Source organism: Stenotrophomonas sp. 1L-E-5-B-C3, from assembly GCF_057292075.1.
This window is the reverse complement of the sequence record NZ_JBXAWS010000014.1, coordinates 25,261-42,554: the sequence shown is the minus strand read 5'-3', so window position 1 is coordinate 42,554 and position 17,294 is coordinate 25,261. Positions and strand designations below refer to the sequence as shown.

12 protein-coding genes are annotated in these 17,294 nt (G+C 65.7%); 4 read left to right on the top strand and 8 right to left on the bottom strand.

Annotation, left to right across the window (positions count from 1 at the left end):
- Window positions 1-20 precede the first annotated feature (20 nt).
- Window positions 21-662, bottom strand: coding sequence for a glutathione S-transferase family protein (locus AC0Z6F_RS16655; protein WP_012512200.1), 642 nt, complete (start codon window positions 660-662; stop codon window positions 21-23).
- A gap of 86 nt (window positions 663-748) precedes the next feature.
- Window positions 749-1,552, bottom strand: coding sequence for an AraC family transcriptional regulator (locus AC0Z6F_RS16650; RefSeq protein WP_012512199.1), 804 nt, complete (start codon window positions 1,550-1,552; stop codon window positions 749-751).
- Window positions 1,553-1,559: 7 nt separating this feature from the next.
- Between AC0Z6F_RS16650 and AC0Z6F_RS16645 the strand changes: the two genes are divergently transcribed.
- Window positions 1,560-2,510: a DMT family transporter gene (locus tag AC0Z6F_RS16645; protein ID WP_174238311.1), complete on the top strand. Its 951-nt coding sequence runs from the start codon at window positions 1,560-1,562 to the stop codon at window positions 2,508-2,510.
- Between the two features lie 8 nt (window positions 2,511-2,518).
- Here the strand turns inward: AC0Z6F_RS16645 and AC0Z6F_RS16640 are convergent, their stop codons facing one another.
- Both AC0Z6F_RS16640 and AC0Z6F_RS16635 read right to left on the bottom strand, forming a co-directional pair.
- On the bottom strand, window positions 2,519-3,541 hold the full coding sequence (locus AC0Z6F_RS16640) for a helix-turn-helix domain-containing protein (RefSeq protein ID WP_012512197.1): 1,023 nt from the start codon (window positions 3,539-3,541) through the stop codon (window positions 2,519-2,521).
- A gap of 257 nt (window positions 3,542-3,798) precedes the next feature.
- Entirely contained in the window at window positions 3,799-6,633 is a 2,835-nt protein-coding gene (locus tag AC0Z6F_RS16635) for a TonB-dependent receptor plug domain-containing protein (RefSeq protein ID WP_006395577.1), read from the bottom strand.
- 555 nt (window positions 6,634-7,188) lie between these two features.
- Here AC0Z6F_RS16635 and AC0Z6F_RS16630 point away from each other — a divergent pair.
- The gene (locus tag AC0Z6F_RS16630) at window positions 7,189-7,641 is read left to right on the top strand and encodes a PA2169 family four-helix-bundle protein (RefSeq protein WP_006395575.1); all 453 of its coding nucleotides are present in this window, start codon (window positions 7,189-7,191) and stop codon (window positions 7,639-7,641) included.
- 79 nt (window positions 7,642-7,720) lie between these two features.
- On the opposite strand, the gene AC0Z6F_RS16625 is transcribed toward AC0Z6F_RS16630, so the two are convergent.
- The 3 genes from AC0Z6F_RS16625 to AC0Z6F_RS16615 are packed head-to-tail and all read right to left on the bottom strand — an operon-like array spanning window position 7,721 to window position 11,396.
- The gene (locus AC0Z6F_RS16625; RefSeq protein WP_448123455.1) at window positions 7,721-9,430 is read right to left on the bottom strand and encodes a peptidoglycan D,D-transpeptidase FtsI family protein; all 1,710 of its coding nucleotides are present in this window, start codon (window positions 9,428-9,430) and stop codon (window positions 7,721-7,723) included.
- Between the two features lie 11 nt (window positions 9,431-9,441).
- The gene (locus AC0Z6F_RS16620; RefSeq protein WP_032973152.1) at window positions 9,442-9,870 is read right to left on the bottom strand and encodes a hypothetical protein; all 429 of its coding nucleotides are present in this window, start codon (window positions 9,868-9,870) and stop codon (window positions 9,442-9,444) included.
- Window positions 9,861-11,396 (bottom strand): MFS transporter, encoded by a 1,536-nt coding sequence (locus tag AC0Z6F_RS16615; RefSeq protein ID WP_485617874.1) that lies wholly within the window; start codon window positions 11,394-11,396, stop codon window positions 9,861-9,863. The genes AC0Z6F_RS16620 and AC0Z6F_RS16615 overlap by 10 nt, the downstream gene beginning before the upstream one ends.
- A 107-nt stretch (window positions 11,397-11,503) precedes the next feature.
- On the opposite strand from AC0Z6F_RS16615, the gene AC0Z6F_RS16610 reads away from it, so the two are divergent.
- Together AC0Z6F_RS16610 and cml are read left to right on the top strand one after the other, a co-directional pair.
- Window positions 11,504-12,409 carry a LysR substrate-binding domain-containing protein gene (locus AC0Z6F_RS16610; RefSeq protein ID WP_485617872.1) on the top strand — a complete coding sequence of 302 codons (906 nt, stop codon included), beginning with the start codon at window positions 11,504-11,506 and terminating at the stop codon, window positions 12,407-12,409.
- 198 nt (window positions 12,410-12,607) lie between these two features.
- Window positions 12,608-13,795, top strand: coding sequence for a CmlA/FloR family chloramphenicol efflux MFS transporter (gene cml / locus AC0Z6F_RS16605; protein WP_485617870.1), 1,188 nt, complete (start codon window positions 12,608-12,610; stop codon window positions 13,793-13,795).
- A gap of 71 nt (window positions 13,796-13,866) precedes the next feature.
- On the opposite strand, the gene AC0Z6F_RS16600 is transcribed toward cml, so the two are convergent.
- Window positions 13,867-17,244, bottom strand: a complete 3,378-nt coding sequence (locus tag AC0Z6F_RS16600; protein ID WP_485617868.1) for an autotransporter domain-containing protein — start codon at window positions 17,242-17,244, stop codon at window positions 13,867-13,869.
- Window positions 17,245-17,294: the final 50 nt, after the last annotated feature.

Here is a 17,294-nt window from a genome sequence, read left to right as displayed (position 1 = left end):
GGCTGCCCACGGGCGTAGCGTCAGGCGTTCTGGAACACCGCCAGCTGCGCAGCGAACGCACGCTGGTAGGCGGGGCGCTGCGTTGCACGGCCCACATAGGCCACCACCTGCGGGTACTCATCGAGCAGGCCGCTGCTCTTCAGGCGCAGCAGCACAGAGGCCATCATCAGGTCGCCGACGCTGAAGTCGCCCTCAAGCCACAGGGTTTTGCCCAGCCACGCTGACAGCTGCACCAGCCGCATACGCACACGCTCATCGAGCATCGGCAGGCGCTGCGCATACCAGGGCTGCTCGCGTTCCAGCACCCAGGCCATCGAGCGCTCGACGATGGGCGGCTCCACCGTGTTCAGCGCGGCGAACACCCACATGATGGCGCGCATGCGCGCATCCGGATCGGTCGGCAACAGACCGGGATGCTGCTCGGCCAGGTGCAGGACGATCGCGCCGGATTCGAACAGGATCTGGCCGCCGTCCTGCCAGGTGGGGATCTGCGCGAAGGGGTTGCGGGCCAGGTGCGCGGGCTGCTTCAGCTCGTCAAAGCTGAGCAGCTGCACGTCGTAGGGCACGCCGAGCTCCTCCAGCGCCCAGCGCACGCGCATGTCACGGGCCAGGCCCTGGCCGCGGTCCGGGGAAGTGGCGAAGGCGGTGAGGATGGGGCACATCGGGGCACTCCTGCAGGCCGAAGGGCCCGCCTTTCCTGTTCCGACGAACGACGGGGTGGGAAATCGACATCGCCCGATTCGAGCCCTCACCCAACCCGATGCAGCTTCCGGTACTGATCCGGCGTGCACTGCGCGTGCCGCTTGAACATCTCGGCGAAGGCGCTGACGCCGGAGTAGCCCAGCTCTTCGGCGATCCGGCTGATCGGTCGGCGCGTGCACAGCGCCTCGGTGGCGCGCACGAACTTCACCCGCCCACGCCAGTCGCCAAGCGACATGCCCAGTTCACTGCGTGCCAGGCGCTCCAGCTTGCGCACACTCATGTGGTGGCGGCGCGCAATATCGGCCACCGATTCGGCGGCGCTCAGGTGCTTCTCCACATGCACCATCACCTGCTTCAGCACATCACTGCTGGCGACCGGCAGGAAGCTGGGCAGCACCGCGGCATTGACGATCTGATCGATCACCACCGCGGCCATGCGCTTCTGCGCGGGTGTCTTCGGATCAGTCACGCCCTGTTGCGCCAGTTCGTGCAGCAGCTCACGCAGCAATGGACTCACCTCCAACGCATGGCAACGCACGGGCAACCTGCGTGACAACGCGGGTGAAAGGTAGGCCGAACGATAGGCCAGTGCCGACCGGTTGCGTGAGTAGTGGGCCATGCCGGGTGGAATCCAGATGGCGTAATGGGGCGGAGATACCATCCACTCACCATCGATCTTCATCTCCATGACGCCCTGTGCGACGAAGTTGAACTGTCCCCACGGATGACTGTGCGTGCCCCAGTTGGTGGGCTCCATTGCGCCCTGCCGGAAGTAGATCGGGCCGGGCAGCTGGCTGAAGGTGGGGATGGGCTCAAGCGGTTGCCGCAAGCGAGAGGCGGAATGGCGCATTTTCGGGATGTCCTCGATATGCGCCAAGCGTACGCTGGCCATTCCCCTGCGTACAGCTGCCGTCTTGAACTATCTCTTCCCGATCCTTGCGTGCCTGCTATGGGGCGCGAACACCATCGTCACCAAGCTTGCCTCCGGTTCAGTGGGCCCGATCGACATCGGCTTCTTCCGCTGGCTGGTGGCCGCCATCCTGCTGCTGCCGTTTGCCCTGCCACGCCTGCGCCAGAATCTGCCGACCGTACGTGCAAACCTCGGCCGCTTCCTGGTGCTGGGTTGCCTGGGCGGCGTGATGTACCAGTGCCTGGCCTACTACGCGGCACACTTCACCTCGGCTACCAACATGGGGGTGATCCAGGCCCTGATCCCGCTGATCGCGTTGGCGCTGTCACGCGTGTTCATGGGCCATCCGGTACGTGGCACCTCCATCCTCGGAGCGGTGATCTCCAGCATCGGCGTGGTTGCGGTGGTGTCCCAGGGCGACCTGGCGCGGTTGGCTACGCAGGGCCTGAACCGCGGTGATGCGATCATGCTGGTCGGCGCGTTGGCCTTCGCCGCCTACAACGTGCTGATGCAACGCTGGAAGATCCCGCTGTCGGTGCTGGAGTCACTGTTCCTGCAGGCCACGGCGGCGTCGCTGATCCTGCTACCGTTGCAGCTGCTGATCGGGACCGGGGTGGACAACCTGACGGCGGTCGGCTGTATCGGCTTCGCGGCGGTCTGTGCATCCATTCTCGCGCCGCTGACCTGGATGACGGGCCTCTCCCGGCTGGGCGCAGCGCGTGTTTCCGGCTTCTTCAACCTGGTGCCGATCGTCACCGCAGCGTTGGCGGTGATGCTGCTGGGCGAATCGCTCAGTGGCTGGGTACTGGGCGGTGGCCTGCTGGCGGTGTCCGGCGTGGTGTTCGCTGAGTACAGCGCCAGGCGCGCCGCTGCAGTGTCGAGCGAGCAACCCGCATAGGGCTTCGGTCATGCGGGGTATGTGTCCCCGCCAAGCGCCTGTTCCACCCGCTGCTCCAGCGCGTCCGCATCGTGGCCGCGTTTGCCCCGAAGGCTGAGATGGAGCGAAAGCGGGTCCACCACATCGCCGATGCTGGTGAACGCGGGCGGATAGGCCCAGACCTGCAGCCGTGCGGTCTGCACGCAGTCCGGACCGGGCATGGGAAGTGCACCCAACAACCGCCACGCATCGATGTGCAGCGCGCGGGTGCCGCAGATCGGTGACGTTTCAGCAAGTGCATCGAGGCCTGCCGTCGGCGCCGGGTGCCCGGCATCGCGGAGCATCTCGGCGGTCGGGCCCCAGCAGACATCCACTTCCTTCAGGATGGGGGAGCGCAGGAATGGCTGTGCCCGGGCCCAGACCTCGTCGCGGTTGCCGGCCAGCTTCAGGAAGCGCTCGCGGCCACCGGTGGAGCGTTCGACCAGGCCGCGTTCGACCAGTTCGGCAGAGAGGCGCGATGCTGTCATGGAGGTGTAGCCGGCGGCCGCACTGATCTCGCGGGGAGACCACCATCGCGGCTGCCCCGACAACAACACGTGGATCAACACGGCCTGTGCCGAGGGCAGCAGCGAGATGGCCTTCTTCTCGTGATCGGGCGCGTCGCGGAACTCGATGGCCAGGCTGGGCGCGAACAGCTGGGCATGCGGAACCACGAAGTCGATATGGGCCTCCACCAGGAACCGCCGCTGGGTCGGGGTGAGATAGGGAGAGACATACAGGACCAGTGCATTTGCCGCAGCGCGCAGGCAGCGGACGTCCTGGATGACGCGGCTGCTGGACTCGCTGGGCTCGCGGGCCACGGCAAGCATCGCAGGGGTTTCCCCATACAGCATCAGCTCGGCAAGGTGGTAGCGCGAGGACATCGCGCGTGGAATGGCATGTGATGAGGCAAGCGGGTGCACCGCAGAGGCGAGCCCGGGGAGAATCCTGCGCAGGTACCGCTGCGCGTCAGTGACCAGGTCGGTCAGGCCAGTGCGAACTGCCGTCGTCATCTCGTACTTCCCTTGCGGCGGCACGTCCGGAGGATCGGGACCGGGCCACACCGTCGCGTTCAGTGGTGAACCTGGAGACGGGCGTGCAGTGTCGAGGCGCGTGGCGATCCATGCGGTCCTGCTCCCATGCCGTCATGACATCAGTGTTGCCGGGAACCTTGGAGATTCCGTCGAAGAACGATGGAGATCGAGTGGAGGTTGTGTGCATCGTGGCCGGCGGACTCCCCCTCCGCCGGCCACGAGCACGTACCTGTCGATCAGAAGCGCTGCGAGTACTTCACGTACACGGTGCGGCCGATGTCGAAGCCGCCGTAGTAGGGGAACGAGCTGGAGGGCTTGGAGAACATGATCGGGCCCTGGTGGTTGAATACGTTGTTCGAGCCCAAGGCCACCGTGCCATCCCACGGCAGCTTGTAGCTGACCTGGATGTCGTGGAAGGTGTTCGAACCCACCTTGCGCAGCGCATCCGGCTCGCCGTAAGCGTAGCGGTCGGGCAGGGTGCAGGGCCGGTTCGGCACGCAGTTTTCAACCATGCCGGAGAAGTAGCGCACGGTGTACTGGGTGCTGAAGTTGCCGAGCTGCCAATTCACGCCCAGGTTCGAGCGCAGTCGGGAAATGCCCGGCTGGCCGATCCGGCCCATCATGATCGTGTCGCCAGCCGAGTTCTGGTTCTGCTCGTCGTACTTGGAGACGTAGCTGTTCTGCAGGTCGATGGTGAACCGGCCAAAGGAGAACTCGGGCAGGCGATAGCGGATGCCCAGATCCCAGCCTTCGGTCTCCATCGAGCCCAGGTTGGCGAGGCCGTAGAACATGCTGGTGATGTGGCCATCACCGGCGCGCTTTACGCTTCCGCAGCGCGAGGCATTACCCAGCACGTAGCAGTCACGCAGGATGCGGTCGACGCTGTCCTGGATGATCATGTTGGTGATCTTGTAGCTGTACCAGTCGAGGTTGATGTCCAGGCCATCGACCCAGCGCGGGCTCCAGACCACGCCCACCGTCTTGCTCTTGGACTCCTCCGGGCGCAGCTTCGGATTGGAGCCGGTGGTGAACTCGTCGGGGGTGGCACAGGGATAGCTGGCACAGGGCTTCAGGCTCTGGTTCAGCTGCTGGTAGCCCAGCGGTACGCCCGCCGCGTTGCAGGCGGCATTGCCGTTGACACTGTTGGTGGCGCCGGTACCGCAGGGATCGACATACGTCTCGAAGCTGGTGCCCAGGCCGCCGTACAGATCGGAGATGCTCGGTGCGCGGAAGCCTTCGGCGAAGGTACCGCGGATCATCAGCTCTTCGATCGGGCGCCAGGCGAAGCTGGCCTTGGAATTGGTGGTGCTGCCGAAGTTGCTGTAGTCGGAATAGCGCGTGGCCAGGTTCACGGTCAGCTCCCTGGCGAACGGCAGGTCACGCAGCACCGGCACGTTTACTTCGGCGAAGAACTCGTTGAGGCTGTAATCACCGGCGGTGGTGGAGGCACCCAGCGCCGTGCTCTGCCGCGACTGCGCGAAGGCATCGGGCACGAAGCGGCCCTCTTCCTTGCGGTACTGGTAGCCCAGGGCGACGGACAGGTCGCCGGCGGGAAGCTCGATCACCGGTCCTGAGATGTTGGCGAAGTAGCTGCGGGTCTTGGTGATGCCGGTATCGTTGAACGTAGGGAACAGGAAGCGCTGCAGCTCGGGATCGGAGAGAGAGCCAGCCCCCGCGACCCCGAACGGCAGCAGAGGATTCCAAGCCAGGCAGCCCGAGACCGGCGATGCCGCCGTACCACAGCGGGCCACACCATTGGCGTCGAGGTAGGAGGGCCCCAACGCCTGCCGGGAAGCGATCAGGCTCATGTCGCCACGGCCCGTTTTAGTAACTTCATTGCGGTTGAACAGCGCGCCGACTTCCCAGTCGTACGCCTTGCTTCCCAGCTCGAAGTAGCCGGACAGGCTGGGCGCGACGCGCAGGGACTTCAGCTTGCTTTCGGTGGTGCGAGGCACCTCCCACAGGCGGCGATTGAACGCGATGCTGTGGTCGATGGGATTGAACACGCTGGCCGCATCCAGCGGCGTACCGAACTTGGTCGACTGGTACGGGTAACCTGCAATCTGCTGGTCGGTGGTGCGTTCGTTGTAGCCGATATCGGCAGTGAACTTGATCTGCTCGGTCAGCGCGTAGTCCGTGCTGAGGAACAGCGAGCGACGCTCGATGCCGGTCTGCAGGTGCATCTGCTCGTTGCCGTTGGCGAACTCGGCCGGCGTGATCGGATGGTAGTCGTTCGGGTTCTTCGGGTTGCCGCCACGATTGAGCGTCTTGAACACCGCATCACCGGTGTTGCACTTGTACAGGGCCGGATCGCACCACGAACCGTTCTGGCTGATGTTGCTCCAGTCCGCGCCGGGGTAGTTGGGGCCAGCACCACCGTACCGGGAGAACTCACGGTCGCGGGCAAACACCGGGTCCGACTTCTGGTACTCCAGCGCGAGCGTGTAACCGCCGCGTTCACCACGTGCACCGGTGACCAGCGAGAAGGTGCTGTCCTTGCCGTCGCCCTGGCTGAACTGTCCATGCTGCATGGACACTTCCAGGCCTTCGTAGTTCTTGCGGGTGATGATGTTGACCACGCCGGCGATCGCATCCGAGCCGTACAGCGCAGAGGCGCCGTCCTTCAGTACGTCGATGCGCTCTACCGCGCTCATCGGGATCTGGCTGAGATCCTGGTAGCCGCCGGTGGTGGCGCCCAGGCGCTTGCCGTTGACCAGTACCAGCGAGCGGGTGGCGCCCAGGTTGCGGATGTTCACGTAGTAGCCACCGACGTTCTCGCCGGAAGCCAGTGCGCGCGCACGCGAAATGGTCGGGGCGCCAGTGGAGGTGAGGTTCTGCAGCAGGTCGGCAATGGTGGTGAAGCCCTGCTGTTCGATCATCGCGCGGGTGATGGCGATGATGGGCTGCTGCGTCTCGATGTCGACGCTGCGGATGGCCGAGCCGGTGACCTGGATGCGATCGAGGTTCTTCGGTGTTTTCTCGCTGCCATCCTGGGCATGTGCGGCCGGCGACCAGGTGGCCGCCAGGGCGGTGCCCACTGCCAGTGAAAGCAGGGTGTACTTGTAATGCATTTGGCTCTCTCCAAATCCAGTTGAATGGGTTTCGTGCATGGCTGCGTGGAAACCGATCTGAAACTCCGCTGTGCGGAATCGGAAGGAACCTAACACTCCGTTTACATCCTGATTACGTTATGGACGCGTTATCGTCGCGCGCGGGATCCTGCATTCATGCACGGGCCCTGCACGAAATCTCTACGCGTGCACATGCTGCTTTGCATCAGTGTGTCTGCGCACCTTTTGCAGATCGAAGGAGACGCGTAGTGAATACCCCTGGAAAGCCAAAACCCAGTTGGCGGCAGAGGCATGTGCTGCTGCTTGTACTGGCGATCGTGCTGCTGGTCGCGTTGGTCATCATCATCGCGCCCTGGTGAATCGACGTCGATTCGCTCATTCCCCGTGAATGGAAATGAGCCTGCGCATGAAGAAGTCAGCGCGCGTTGAACGTGGTGATGTGCACATCAATCCGTACTCACCCGACAGCCACGGCACACCCTCCACAGTGGGGTCGAAGGCAACGCAATCGCGCTGCCATTCCCCACAGATTTTCGAGCACACAGGAGCGACTCCATGAGCACCCAGTCCACCATTGAACATCGCCTCAACGACCTGATCGAGATCGCCCGCGACGGCAAGTCGTTCTATGAAGAAGCCGCGACCAAGGTGAAGGATGCCGAGCTGTCGGCATTGTTCACCCGCATCGCCGGCGTCAAGGGTCGTATCGTCTCGGCGTTGAGCAGCTCGGTTGCTGCCAGCGGCGGCAAGCCGGCCGAGCACGGCACCATGGTCGGTTCGATGCAGCAGTTCTACGGCAAGGTGCGTGCGGCCTTCGGCGACACCAATTACGGCTATGTGGCCGAACTGGAAGAATCCGAAGATCGTCTGCTTGGCGCGTTCAAGGATGTGCTGAAGGACAACGAGCTGCCGCCGGCCGTGCGCCAGGAAGTGACCCAGCTACTTCCGGAAGTGCAGGAATGCCACAACGTCATGCGCGCCCGCAAGCACGCCATGAAGGCGGCCTGACGCTCACTGGCGGCCTTCTCCCCGGGGCCGTCACGGCCGGGGCGGCATTGCCGCTCCGGCCATCTTTGCAGCAGGCGGCTCAATCCCGCGTTTCAGGTGCGATGTCCGTCAAATGCAGTAAGCGGCCGATCAGCTCGCTGAAGATCGGTGCAGCGACGGCGCCGCCGCCATAGCCCCCCAGCCGCGCATCCGGATCGTCAACAACCACGGCGACCGCATAGCGCGGATGGTCTGCGGGAACGAGGCCGGCGAACAGCGATGTATAGCGGCGTGCATAGCCGCCGGCACTGGCCTTGCGCGCGGTGCCGGTTTTCCCCGCGATCGGGTAGCCGATGATGCGCGCACGGGTCGCAGTGCCGCCCGGTCCGGAGGTGGTTGCCAGCATCGACAGTACCTGCTCGGCAACATGTGCAGGCATCGCCCGTGTGCGGACCGGTGAGCGCCCTAGCTCGAACGTTGGTTGCACACGCACGCCATGGTTGGCCAGCGTGGCGTAGGCATTGGCCAGCTGAAGCGTGGTCATCGACAGGCCGTAGCCATAGGCCATGGTCTGCTTGCTGGTGCCGCTCCAGGCGTGCGTATCGGCCAGCGTACCGCTGCGCTCTCCGGGAAAGCCGCTACCGGTCGGGTGCCCGGCCCCCAGGGCCGCGAACATGTCGTGAAGCTGGTCGCTGCTGAGGCGACGCGAGATCAACGAGATGCCGACGTTTGAACTCTTCTTCAGTACCTCGGTCGTATCCAGTACACCCAGGTCGCGGTAGTCGCGAGTGGTGAAGCGTCCGTTGCGGATCCAGCCGGGATGGGTGTTGAACGTGCTGGTTGTGGTGATCACGCCGGCATCGAGCGCCGCAGCCACCGTGAATGGCTTCACCGTGCTGCCGGGCTCGAATACATCGGTGACGGCGCGGTTGCGGTGGGCGTCGATCGGCCCCGCGCCGGGATTGTTGCTGTTGTACGTGGGCCAGTTGACCATCGCCAGGACCTGGCCACTACCGACTTCCAGCACGACCACGCTGGCGGCCGCAGCGCCGTGGCGTTGGGCCGCCGGCCCCAGGCCTGCATGGAGGGTGTACTGCATGCGGCTGTCGAGCGACAACACGATGTCCTCGCCGGCGCGCGCAGGACGGCCGCGGTCGCGCAGCTCCACCGGGCGGCCCTTGCGGTCGATGATGACGTCGCGGTAGCCCGCCCGGCCCGCCAATCGCGCCTCGAACATCCGTTCCAGTCCTTCCACACCACGGCCTTCGATATCGGTGATGCCGATGACCTGCGCGAACAGATCCGACTGCGGGTAAAAGCGCTTGAACTCCCGCTGCAGGTGCACTCCGGCGGGAGCCCTGGCGAGCAGAGCTTCGAAGCTCGTTGGATCACCCCGGCGGAAGCCGGGCAGGTAGACGAAGCGCCGCTTTCGGTCGCGCGCGAGCAGGCGGGCCAGCGCGGTGGCATCAGCGTCCAGTGCCGTTGCCAGTGCTTCGACCGACCCGGATGCATCGAAGAATTCCCTGGGGTCGATCCACAGCGAAGCCACCGGCGCTGACCCGGCGATGACGGCGCCATGGCGATCGTAGAGCGTGCCGCGATGGGCACGCAGGGGATGGTGCCGAAGCATCCGCGCTTCGGCTTGCCGCAGGTAGAAACGATGGTGGATGATCTGTACATCGGCCGCGCGTGCCAGCAGCAGGCCGCCCATCGCGACCAGTGCTGCGCAGGTCAGGCGGTAGCGGCGGCGGAAATCATGGCCGCGTGCTGCACGTGGGGAAAGGCTCCTGTTGCGTACACCGCTGGACATCGATCGCGTCGCTACAGCGGCTGATCGGCGATGTACGCCAGCAGCGCAGCGGCGCTGTCGACGACGCTGGCATGGCTGCGACTGTTGGCAATGGCCATGCAGGTGATTTCGGCATCGCGCAGTGCCGCCAGCCGGTCCTGCAGGCGGGGATAGGGCTCGGCCGAGCGATAGGTTGCGGTGTAGCCGGCGTCCAGCATCGGTTGGATCTGCACGGGGTGGTTGCCATGCAGCTCGCGCAGCGCGTGGTCCAGCCGAGCGACATCGCAGGACGCAACGGCATTGAACGCGTATTCCCACGCCACGGCATTGGCCATGCCCATGTCGATCTGCTTGAGCAGTGCATCGCGCGGCGGTGTACCGAGGGGCGGGGCTGGCACCGCCAGCGCATCGGTGGCCGGCAGTGCGATCAGAAGCAGGATCAGTGGAAGGTTCAGTCGCATGTGTGTGGCTCCCGGCGTGAAGCAGAGGCGCGTGCTGCGCGGCTCTGCTGTGGGCGTCCCAGCAGTGCCACCGCCAGGCTGGCCAGCGCTGCGGCGACAGCCGAGGTCCACAGGGCGCTGGCGAAGCCGTGGCTGTAGATCGCCTGTGCGAACGTCGCGGTGTGTGAGCCGGCGAATGTACCGGTGGCGATCGCATCGGCCATCGGCCGCACGTCGCCGGGTGGCACCGCCGCCGCCAACGCGGTGCGGATGCCCAGGCTCAGTGCGCTGGAAAGGATGGTGAAGCCCAGCAGGATGCCGACGAAGCGCGTGGTGGCGCTGATGCCGGAGGCCACGCCGGCGCGGTCGCGCGGTGCCGCACCAATGATGGCCTTGGAGGTCTCGCCATTGAGGATGCCGCCACCGGCACCGATCACAACCATCGCGAGCAATGCCAGCCATGGCCGTTGCTGCCACGCGGCGAGGCCGGCCACGGCGTTGCCGGCGGCGGTGATCGACAGGCCGATGGCCAGCACGGCTGGGCTCGTCAGGTGGCGGCCCAGCCGCCGGCCGATCGCAGGGAACAGCAGCATCGCCGCAGCAAACGGCAGCATGCCGACACCGGCGGCCAACGCGCCCAGCCCCATGCCATTCTGCAGATACTGCGGCAGCATCGAGGCCATCACCTGGGCGCTTACCGAGTAGCCGACCATGGCGATGAGCGCGCCGACAAAGCGCGGGCTGGCCAGCAGTCCGAGATCCACCATGGGATGCGGCCGTGCCCGCTCAACGATGACGAAGGCGGTCGCCATGACGAAGGCCAGGGCCAGCCCGGTCAACGCCGTTGCAGCGCCCCAGCCCTGCGCCAGGCCTTCCACCAGGAACAGCACGATGCCGAAGATCGCCAGGCTGAAGGTGGCGATGCCGGGCGGGTCGAGCGGGCGGAGCACGCTGTCGGAGGATTCCGGTATCCAGCGCAGCGCGCCGTAGCCGAGCAGGGCGAGGAACGGCAGGATTGCGATGAACACCGCGCGCCAGCCCCACAGTGTGGAAAGCGCGCCACCGATCAACGGCGAGAGCACCATCATCATGCCCATCGCCGTGCCCCAGAATGCCCACGCGTTGTCCTTGGCGGCCCCCTCGTGGAAGGTGTGGCCGATGATCGACAGCGACGGCGCCAGCAGGAATGCGGCACCCACGCCCTGCAGCGCCCGTGCGAGGTAGAGCGATGCTGCGGTCGGCGCCAACGCGCACAGCAAAGAGGTGAGGGCGAACACGGTGATGCCGATCAGCAGCACGCGGCGGCGGCCGCAACGGTCGGCGATGGCACCGGCCGGCAGCAGCAGCGAAGTGAAGGACAGGATGTAGGCGCTGATCACCCACTCGATATCCGCGAACCCGGCATGCAGGTCACGCGCGATGCCGGGCAGTGCGACCGCCACTGCATTGGTCTCGAGCACGGTCATCGTGCAGCCCAGCGAGGCCACCAGCAGGACCCGGTCGGGCAGCCTGCGTGGCACGGGGGAAGGGGTAGGGGAGGGCGGCACCGGTCGCTCTCAAGAGGGAGAGGACAGGCATTCCAGCAGCGATCGGTGTTTGTTTCATTCTCGGTGTTTTCCCGGTACGTTAGGTTTTGCCTAACGAAGCGCCGCCCATGGAACGCCGTCACCTGGAGTACTTCGTCACCTTGGCCGAGGAGCTGCACTTCGGCCGCGCGGCGCTGCGGCTGGGGATCGCCACGCCGACCCTGAGCGTGCAGATCCAGGACATCGAGCGCCGGCTCGGGACCCGCCTGTTCGAGCGCGGACGTCGGGAGGCGGCGCTGACCTCGGCAGGCGAGGTGTTCCTGGCCGAAGCACGTGACGTGCTGCGCCGGTTCGAGCAGGCCGAAACCGTGGGCCGGCGGGCTGGCCGCGGCGAGATCGGCAAGATCGAGATCGGTTATGTGGGCTCGGCGTTGTATGCCGGCGCGCTGCAGGACCAGCTGAGCCGGTTCCGCGACCGCTATCCCGGCGTTGACCTGCAGGTGAGCGAATGGCCGATGGGCGTGCTGCCGGAGCTGCTGCAGCAAGGCCGGATGGACGTGGTGTTCTGCCGGCCGCCGATGGATGTGCCCGACAGTTTCGGTGAACACACCCTGGTCGAGGACCAGTTCTGCGTGGCCTTGCCGGAAACCCATCCGCTGGCGCAGGCGCGGAGTCCGGTGCGACCGGCGGCGCTGGCCAGGGAAGGGTTCGTGATGCCGGAACAGCCGGCCGGCGCGATGGAGGTCGCGCGACGGGGCGGCTTCATTCCACGCATCCGTTCGCAGCCCGGCCATCTGGCAGCGGTGCTGGCCGAGGTTTCCGTCGGTGTCGGTTCGGTGGCGATCGTGCCATCGGTGCTGCAACGCACGCTGGTGCTGCCGGGCATGGTCTATCTGCCGCTGGCCGGGCCGACCATCGTTTCGACCATTGCCGTGCAGTACCGCCAGGCCGAGACCTCGCCGGTGGTGCGGCGCCTGATCGAACAGGTGAAACAGACGCCATGCAGGCGCATCGACATGCTGCCGCTGGGCTGACCGCTGCGGCCGCTTGCCGGTGGTTGCTACACTTGCGCCACCTGTACAGGTATTCGATGGCGCCATGAACAACGGGAACGGTCCGCAGACAGTTCGCTGAGCCGCAACAACGATGCAGACGTTGTTGCGGTGATCATCCCTGCGATGCACGCGAAGTGGATGGATCACCGCCGGATTCACTCTGGGCGGAGACTCCCCATGTTCAATCGACAGGCCCCACGTTGGGCCCATTCCCTGCCGTCGGCCATCGCGCTGATGGCCCCCTTCGATCTCCTGGCCTCGCTGGCCATGGATATCTACCTGCCTGTGGTTCCTGCAATGCCACGCGCGCTGGGCACCTCGCCGGTGCTGGTGCAACTGACGCTCAGTGCCTACCTGCTGGCGCTCGGCGTGGGCCAGTTGGTGTTCGGTCCACTGTCCGATCGCATCGGGCGACGGCCAGTGCTGTTGCTGGGGGCGTTGCTGTTCACTGTCGCGTCGTTGGCGCTGGCGGCGTCCAGCAGCGGTGCGGCGTTCCTGGCCTGGCGTACCGTGCAGGCGATCGGTGCATCGGCGGCGCTGGTGGCGACCTTTGCCACCGTGCGTGATGTCTATGCCGATACGCCGGAGGGTGCTTCGCTGTATGGGCTGTTTGCCTCGATGCTGGCCTTCGTGCCAGCGCTCGGTCCGATCCTTGGTGCGTTGGTGGCAGGCGCATTCGGCTGGCGCGCGATCTTCGCACTGCTGGGCGTGCTCGGCCTGATCGCCGGCCTGCGCGCGCAACGCCATTGGCAGGAGACCCGTCCGCCGTGCAGTCACGCGCCAGGCCCGGTGCTGCAGCGCATCCTCCGCAGCACCAGCTTCTGGGTGTACACGCTGGGGTTCAGTGCGGGCATGGGCACCTTCTTCGTGTTCTTCTCGATCGCCCCGCGCATCCTGGTCGGAGGCATGCAGTACTCGCCGCTGTCCTTCAGCCTGGCGTTCGCAACGGTGGCGCTGGTGATGATTCTCAGCGCGCGGCTGGCGAAGCGCTTCATCGCCCGCTGGCAGGTACGCGGGACCTTCCTGCGTGGGCTGTGGGTGATGATCGGCGGCGCGCTGTTGATGGCGCTGGCGACGCTGTCGCCACCGTCGTTCGCCAGCGTGGTGCTGCCGATGTGGGGCATCGCAGTGGGCCTGGTGATGGTGGTATCGGTGGCTGCCAACGGCGCATTGCGTGATTTCGCCGATGCCTCGGGGATGGCGGTGGCGCTCTACTACGCCCTGCAGAGCGTGATCGTTGCCGGCGTGGGGACGTTGGCTACCGTGCTGCTGCCGGGAGACACGGTGTGGCCGCTGGTGGCCTGTGGGCTGCTGTTGCCGCTGGCCAGCCTGCTGGCCGCAAGCTGCCTGCCACGTGGCGCATAGCGGCCGGCGGCGGACAAAAAAGGGGCGGCCGCAAGGCCGCCCCAATCCATCAAGAGAACACGTGCCTTGAACTAGAAGCGGACCGACCAGCGTGCATTGGCACCATGGTCGCGGCTTTCACTGCCGAACTGGCCGCTGTAACCCAGCTCCAGCTGCTGCCGCGGGGTCAGCCATGCCGACAGGCCCAGCTCGGCCACCACGGCGTTGTCGGCAATTGGTGCGCCCTCGACCGCGAAGGTGCTGCTGCTGTTGGCGAAGGCCAGGTTGGCCACCTGGCTGCGGTCGCCAGAGGCGCGGCGATAGCCCACGCCACCGCGCAGGTGCAGCCAGCTGTCCTGCTGGAACGAGGCCTTCAGGCCCTTGTCGAAGCGCAGGCCAGCGGTAGCGATCGTGGTTGCGGTGTCATCCACCTTGCCCTGCAGGGCGGCCGCACCACCGCGTTCGTTGATGCGCTTGAGGTCCACTTCCACGCGCGCAACCTGCAGGTACGGTTCCAGCCCGGCTTCCGGACCACCGAAGCGGTAACCGGCTTCGATGAAGGCCTGGCGGGTGCGGGCGTCGTAGCGTGCGCTCAGGCTGTCGCTGAAGCCAGCGAACGCCACGTCGCGCGTGCTCTTCACCTCGTGCTTGCTCCAGGCCACACCGCCGCGCAGGCCGAAGCCGCCCCAGTTGTGGCTGGCGTAGGCGCCGAAGTGCGTGTTGTCGATCTTCGACTTGGCACGACGCTCCTGCTGCTTCACGTCGGTACGGCCGGTACCGGCCAGCACGCCCACCTGCCAGCCGGAGAACTCGCGGTCGATGCCGATCAACAGGCCGTTGCTGTTGGCTTCGGTGCGGGCGGTGTTGCTGTTGCCATCCAGCTTGCTGTTGCCGCCGAGTGCCTGCACCCAGGCGCCGGTGGCATCGCCCGCGTCGGCACCTGGCGCGGTGGTACCGGCACGGCGCGACAGCGCGGCATCACGCACGTAGCGGCTGCCCTCGACCAGGGCCAGTGCCGTGGCCGGATGCAGTTCGCCGCTGAGACCGTCGAGCACGCCACCTACCTGTTGCGGGAACAGTTGGGTCAGCGGCTTGGGCAGGCCCTGGTTGATCGCCAGTCCATCGGCGCTGGTGGCCACTGCGCGTTGGTTCGGCGTGGCAGCAGCACTGGCCAGAGAGGCGCCGCGTGCCACGTCGATGCGGGTGCCATTGGCACCGTAGGCCAGGCTGAACTGCAGGAACGGCGAGAACGCGCTGAAATCGGTTTTCGCGAACTGGCCGCTGACACCGCCGTCGGCGCGGATGAAATTGAACTGCTCGCCGAGGTAGTAGGTACCCGGCTCCGGCAGTGCGACCAGGGTACCGCCGAGAGTGGCGGTGCCGGTTACGTGCAACTGGTCACTGCGGCCGCCCGGGGCAAGTTCGGCGGCATAGACGCCGGTTGCACCCTGCACGTAGTTGCCGTTGATGGTCAGCGTGCCGATCGAATTGCCGGGCGCGATGATGCCGTCCACACGGGTGTTGCCCAGTGTGCCGATGCCCTTCAACAGGCCGTTCGAACCGACCGTGGTGGTGCCGCCGGTCTGCGTGCCGTTGAAGGACACCACGCCGCCATCGACGGTCAGGTTGCTGTCCTTCAGCAGGCCGCTGCTGCTGACCGTGCTCACGCCTCCAGTGGTGTTCAAGGCGGTGGAAACCAGCGAACCGTTGAGCAGGAACTGGCCACCCTGGACCTCGACCGCTGACGTGAGTGTGTTGGTGCCGTTCAATTCCAACGTGCCGTCCTGCAGTACCGCGCCGTTGAAGCTGTTGTCGCCACTCAGGCGCAGCCAGCCGATGCCGGACTTGGTCAGCTTGCCAGCGCCGCCGATGTCGTTGGTCCAGTCATCCCAGGCGTCGCCTTCCCACACCTTCAGGCCACCGGCCTTCTGGTTCATCACCACGTTGGTATCCACGCGCAGCGAGCCGTAGCCTTCGATGGCCTTGCGCAGGTCCATCAGGCCCCAGCCATAGATCTCATCGATGCCTGGTGCGCCAAGATCGCGCGCGGTGGTCAATAGCACGTCGCGGACCTGCGCACTGTCCAGATAGGGGAAGCGCTCGAACAGCAGGCCCAGCGCGCCGGTTACATGGGGTGCCGCCATGGAGGTGCCGCTCAGGTTCCCGTAGGCATAAGTTGGGGCCTGACCGGAGACCTCGAGGATCACATTGCCATTGTCCTCGCGGGGGATGGCATCAATGACCGAGTCTTCGCCATAGACGGTCGAATTGATGTTCGAACCCGGCGCGGCCAGGCACCAGTTTGCGGCCAGGCCGCAGCGCATCGAGCGATTGCTCAGCTCCAGGGCCTGGTTGACGTTGACTACGGCCAACCAGTACGGCTCGATGTCAGTGAAGGCGCGTGGCATCGATGCATACATGCCTGCTATCGGTGCCTGCTCTGGTGAGGGATTGACCGAGTCGGTGTTTCCCGCAGCCCATACCTGGATCAGGCCGCGGGCACGTGAGCCTTCTGCTATCGCGCCGAGGCTGTCCGCAAGATCCGGATGCGACAGATAGAAGTCGAGTTTCTCGGCGGTGTCCGGTTCGTTGGTCAGGCCCCAACTATGGTTGACTGCGCGTACGTGCTGTTCGTTGAGCTGTGCGTACAGCTGCGGGAAGATCGAATCGGAGGCTCCCAGCGCGGCAACCGACTTACTGTCCAGGTACAGTCCGCCATCCCGCTCGACGACGGTCAGGTAGTTCACGCTGTTGGCAAACAGGCGGGCTACGGTGAGGTCAGCGCCGAACGCGACGCCGTGCATTCCATTGCCATCGCGGTTGGCGGCGATGGTTCCGGATACATGGGTGCCGTGCACGTTGTAGCCCGGACCCTCGAAGTAGCCGTTTCGATTGAGCAGGTCTCTGTAGGCCGGATCAATCAGGGTGTAATCGATAGCAACCTGGTTGCCGTCGCTGGTGAAGCAGGCATCCGGGCCGTCGAGTACCTCGCGGTCGCACAGGCTGCCATCGGCAAGCACATCGGCCAGACGCAGGCCGCGATGGTTCTTGCCGGCGAACTCCGGGTGGTCCAGGCCTGTGCCACTGTCGAAAACGCCCAGGCGGATGCCGGTACCGGTCAGGCCACGCGCATAGGCATGGTCGGCGTTGGTCGCAGCCAAACCCCAGTCGGCGTTGAATTCGTCCGTGCGCCAACTGGCCGGGTCGCCCGGATTGCCGAGGGTCGCCGTGGTGCTGGTTGCCGCTGTGGGTGCTGCAACCGGAAACTGAGCCGTTGAGGAAGGGATCGCCGAAGTGGCCGGTTGCGCCCAAGCTGCCTGCAACTGGCGCTGTTGCTGCCAGGTGTCGAGTGATGCGCTGGCGGTGGCGGGCGTGGCAGCAGCCAACAACAGGCAACTGGCAACTGCCAGCGCCAAGCGGCTGCGCGGGGAACGGGAGTGGGACGAACGGCCATACAGCGGGTGATTCATCAGACAACTTCCTTGATTGACGGACAACAAGGCCGTTAACCCCGCAGTGC

Coding starts and splice junctions, on each gene's coding strand:
- AC0Z6F_RS16645 (WP_174238311.1), top strand. CDS start 1,560: ATGTCCTCGATATGCGCCAAGCGTACGCTGGCCATTCCCCTGCGTACA.
- AC0Z6F_RS16610 (WP_485617872.1), top strand. CDS start 11,504: ATGGAACGCCGTCACCTGGAGTACTTCGTCACCTTGGCCGAGGAGCTG.
- AC0Z6F_RS16635 (WP_006395577.1), bottom strand. CDS start 6,633: ATGCATTACAAGTACACCCTGCTTTCACTGGCAGTGGGCACCGCCCTG.
- cml (WP_485617870.1), top strand. CDS start 12,608: ATGTTCAATCGACAGGCCCCACGTTGGGCCCATTCCCTGCCGTCGGCC.
- AC0Z6F_RS16620 (WP_032973152.1), bottom strand. CDS start 9,870: ATGCGACTGAACCTTCCACTGATCCTGCTTCTGATCGCACTGCCGGCC.
- AC0Z6F_RS16655 (WP_012512200.1), bottom strand. CDS start 662: ATGTGCCCCATCCTCACCGCCTTCGCCACTTCCCCGGACCGCGGCCAG.
- AC0Z6F_RS16600 (WP_485617868.1), bottom strand. CDS start 17,244: ATGAATCACCCGCTGTATGGCCGTTCGTCCCACTCCCGTTCCCCGCGC.
- AC0Z6F_RS16640 (WP_012512197.1), bottom strand. CDS start 3,541: ATGACGACGGCAGTTCGCACTGGCCTGACCGACCTGGTCACTGACGCG.
- AC0Z6F_RS16630 (WP_006395575.1), top strand. CDS start 7,189: ATGAGCACCCAGTCCACCATTGAACATCGCCTCAACGACCTGATCGAG.
- AC0Z6F_RS16650 (WP_012512199.1), bottom strand. CDS start 1,552: ATGCGCCATTCCGCCTCTCGCTTGCGGCAACCGCTTGAGCCCATCCCC.
- AC0Z6F_RS16625 (WP_448123455.1), bottom strand. CDS start 9,430: ATGTCCAGCGGTGTACGCAACAGGAGCCTTTCCCCACGTGCAGCACGC.